Here is a 3,659-nt window from a genome sequence, read left to right as displayed (position 1 = left end):
GGCCGAAGCCGCCACGGCTTGGGCAAAACCGGGGGTGGAGACCAGCAATCCGGCGGCCACGGCTGCGGCAGTCATGTCCTGAAGAGGGCGGGAAAAATGGGTAAGCCTCATGATTTGTTGGGGTGGTCGGTCAAGGGGTCGGTGTCGGGGTGCCGGTGGGTGGAAAGATCGGCTCCCTCGCCGGGGCCGGGCGGGGTCACGTGGGCTTCTTTGCGTGGTGAAATCCGGCTCTCCAGTTCCTGTTCGAGATTCAGGGACAACTCGCAGTACTGCTCGAATTGTTCACCGGTGCCCCGCTGTTGCTGGCGGAGCCTTTCGATCACGAGCAGACATTCCACGTAGTCGTCGCAGAGTTCGCGGAACTTCTCGTCCTCGCCGAATCGGCGCCGAATCGTGGGCTCGGCCCTTGGGAAACGGGACAGCACCTCAGGTGGCGGCTCCGTGCTCCCGATTACGGTCATGGCGGCAGGTTTTCACAGGGCATAGCGGGCGGGCCAGTAACAGGCAGGTAACTTACGGTCATTGACCTCCGTCCGATCTTTCCTAACGTCAGGACTTGGGAGAGACCCGGAAGAACCGTCAGCCACCGCATTGATTCATGCCTCGAGCGCCCCGTCATCAGAGAATCCCGGAGAGGCAGGCCATCGAGGAACAACTCGATCGGATCACGGCCAGTGCCGACTTCGACACGAGCAAGCGCACGGTGGATTTCCTCGGATTCGTGGTGGGCGAGACCCTGGCGGGGCGGACGGACCGGATTTCGCAGCATGCGATCGCGGTCAGCGTGTTCGGGCGTGGTGACGACTTCGACCCGACCACCGACCCCATCGTCCGCATGCAGGCGGGTCGGGTGCGACGTTCACTGGAGCATTACTACCTGACGGCGGGTGCAGCCGACTCTGTTTCGATCGAGCTCCCGAAAGGCTCCTACGTGCCGGTCTTCGGCTTCCGTGAAACGGCTGCGGAGGAGCCTTCTCCGGGGGCGCTGTCGGATGCCGCCGAGATGGACTCCTGGCCGACGCTTCTGGTCGCTCCGCTCCGCAACCTGACCGGCCGGGAAGACGCGGAGTTCATCGCCCAGGGTCTCGCCTCCGACCTGGCGGCGGAACTGAGCCATGAGACAGCCGTCCAGGTTTTCCTGTCGCCCGCGGCGGAGTACACGTGCCGGGCGCGTTTTGAGCTTTCCGGAACCCTCGGCATGAGGGGAGCCGACTTCAGGATCAACTTCCATCTGGTCGACGGGGAGACCGGCCGGCAGACGTGGGCCCAGACTTTCTTCTGCCCCGAGGGCCCGCAGCAAGGGGCGGCTCTCGACGAGGTGGTCCAGACCACGGTGGCGATGATCACGGAGGAACGCGGCATCCTGGCTTCGCAACTGCAGCGGGAGGCCCGTCGGAGGCCGAACGTCGTCGGCGTCGCCTACGAGGCGATCCTCCGGCATCATCATTTCGACGCCACCCGCGAGGAAGGCGCGTTCGTCGAAGCGCTTGGAGCCCTTCGAAAGGCCGTCAAGGAAGACTCCGGATGCGCGCTGTGCTGGACGTATCTTGCGCGGCTCGGCGGGGCTCACTGGAGCCTGGGCATGCCCGGCGAGGTGATCCCGATCGACGACTCGATCGCCGCGGCCCGGCGAGGGGTCGAACTTTCCCCCTTGGATGCCCGCTGCCGGGCCGTGCTCTCCTACGTTCTGCTGCTCGGCGATGAAGTCGACGAGGCGCGGGCCGAGGCGGACGCGGCCCTCGAGGCAGGTGGCATGTCGGTCTTCTGGCGCGATGTGATCGGCTATCTGCTGATTCTTTCGGGGGATTGGGAGCGGGGGGCGGCCATTCTTCGCGAGGCCATGCACAGCAATCCGTTTCCCCGGCGGGCATGCTTTGGCGCCCTGTGGCTGGACGCGCTTCGTCGGGACGACGCGGATGCGGCTCTGGCCGCCGCCCGTGAGCACGCGCCGGAGTCTTACTTCTGGACGCCCTTGATGGAGGTGGTGGCGCTGGTTGCCGGGGGGCGCGTCGAAGAGACGGGAGAGCCGGTCGAGCGCCTGCTCGGGTTCATGCCCGACTTCGCCGAGCGGGGCCACTGGCTCGTCACCCGCTACGTGAAGTTTCCCGAGTTGGTCATCAAGATCGAGCAGGCGCTTGCGGAGGCCGGCGTCAGTCTTCGCGCAAGTTAAGAAGAAGGATGCGCTCGACCTCTTCGATGGCTGCGGGATGCTGGCGGCGGGCTGGCCTCGTGGAGCGATCACCGCACTGCGCCAGAAGTTGAACTGGCGGGGCGGCTGATCGGCCAGCCGATGCTCCCTTTTTTGCCGGAGGTCCGAATGGATTTGCCGACATGCGGTTGTTGGTCTGGACTCCCCGACATGCGCTACGAAGCCATCGACCCGCAGTTTTTTGTCCGCAACCGTGAGAAGCTGCGCGCGCTGCTCAAGCCGAAGAGCATCGTCATCGTCCACTCCAACGACATCTATCCGACCAATGCGGACGGGACGATGCCGCACCACCAGAACCGGGATCTCTTTTACCTGACCGGTGTCGACCAGGAGGAAACGGTGCTGGTGATGATGCCCGATGCGGTGGACGAGCGGGACCGGGAGATCCTTTTCCTCAAGGAGACCAGCGAGCAGATCGCGATCTGGGATGGTGAGAAGCTGAGCAAGGATCAGGCGATCGCGCACACCGGTATCAAGCGCATCGAGTGGGTGGAGAACTTCGAGGCATGGCTGCACCGCCTGGTGCCGCAGGCGGATCACGTCTACCTGACGACCAACGAGCACCTGCGCGCCGCGACGGTGGTGGAGACCGCCAACGACCGCTTCATCAAGCAGTGTCAGGCGCGCTATCCATTGCACCGCTACGAGCGCCTCGCGCCCTTGATGCACCAGCTTCGCATCATCAAGGAGCAGGTGGAGATCGACTACCTGCAGAAGGCCTGCGACATCACCGAGGCGGGATTCCGCCGGGTGCTCGGTTTCATCAAGCCGGGAGTCGGTGAGTGGGAAATCGAGGCGGAATACCTGCACGAGTTCGTGCGGCGGGGCTCGCGCGGGTTCTCCTACAATCCCATCGTCGGCAGCGGAAAGAACGCCTGCGTGCTGCACTACGTGGAGAACGACAAGGTCTGTGAGGACGGGCAGATGGTGTTGATGGACGTGGCCGCCGAGTACGGTGGCTGGGCGGCGGACATGACCCGCACGGTGCCGGTGAACGAGCGCTTCACGGACCGTCAGCGGGCGGTCTATGACTCGGTGCTGCGGGTCTTCCGTGGTGCCAACGAGATCCTCCGGCCGGGCAACACGCCGCTGGAATTCCAGAAGCAGGTGATCGAGTTGATGGAGGTCGAGTTGATCAAGCTCGGGCTGATCGATGCCAAGGAGGCGAAGGAGCAGGGTGAGGACAAGGCGCTGGTGAAGAAGTATTTCATGCACGGCACCGCGCACCATCTCGGGCTCGACGTCCACGACGTGCATCCGCCGCACGAGCCCTTTGCCGAGGGGATGGTCTTCACCATCGAGCCCGGCATCTACATCCGTGAGGAAGGCATGGGCGTGAGGCTCGAAAACGACTTCGTGATCGGCAGGGACGCGAACTTCGACCTGATGCGGAACATCCCGATCGAGGCCGACGAGATCGAGGAGTTGATGAACGGATAGGGGAGGGCGG

At 64.3% G+C, this 3,659-nt stretch carries 3 protein-coding genes; 2 read left to right on the top strand and 1 reads right to left on the bottom strand.

Annotated elements, in window-relative coordinates:
• Positions 1-107: 107 nt before the first annotated feature.
• Positions 108-461, bottom strand: a complete 354-nt coding sequence (locus ACG2LG_RS23605; protein ID WP_396263296.1) for a hypothetical protein — start codon at positions 459-461, stop codon at positions 108-110.
• A 137-nt stretch (positions 462-598) separates the two neighbouring features.
• Here ACG2LG_RS23605 and ACG2LG_RS23600 point away from each other — a divergent pair, with 137 nt between their 5' ends.
• Together ACG2LG_RS23600 and ACG2LG_RS23595 are read left to right on the top strand one after the other, a co-directional pair.
• Positions 599-2,170 carry a hypothetical protein gene (locus ACG2LG_RS23600; RefSeq protein ID WP_396263294.1) on the top strand — a complete coding sequence of 524 codons (1,572 nt, stop codon included), beginning with the start codon at positions 599-601 and terminating at the stop codon, positions 2,168-2,170.
• A 189-nt stretch (positions 2,171-2,359) separates the two neighbouring features.
• Positions 2,360-3,649, top strand: coding sequence for an aminopeptidase P N-terminal domain-containing protein (locus tag ACG2LG_RS23595; protein ID WP_396263293.1), 1,290 nt, complete (start codon positions 2,360-2,362; stop codon positions 3,647-3,649).
• Positions 3,650-3,659 lie beyond the last annotated feature (10 nt).

The organism is Haloferula sp. A504 (assembly GCF_044385805.1).
Lineage (GTDB): Bacteria > Verrucomicrobiota > Verrucomicrobiia > Verrucomicrobiales > Akkermansiaceae > Haloferula.
This window is presented reverse-complemented; position numbering and strand designations above follow the sequence as displayed.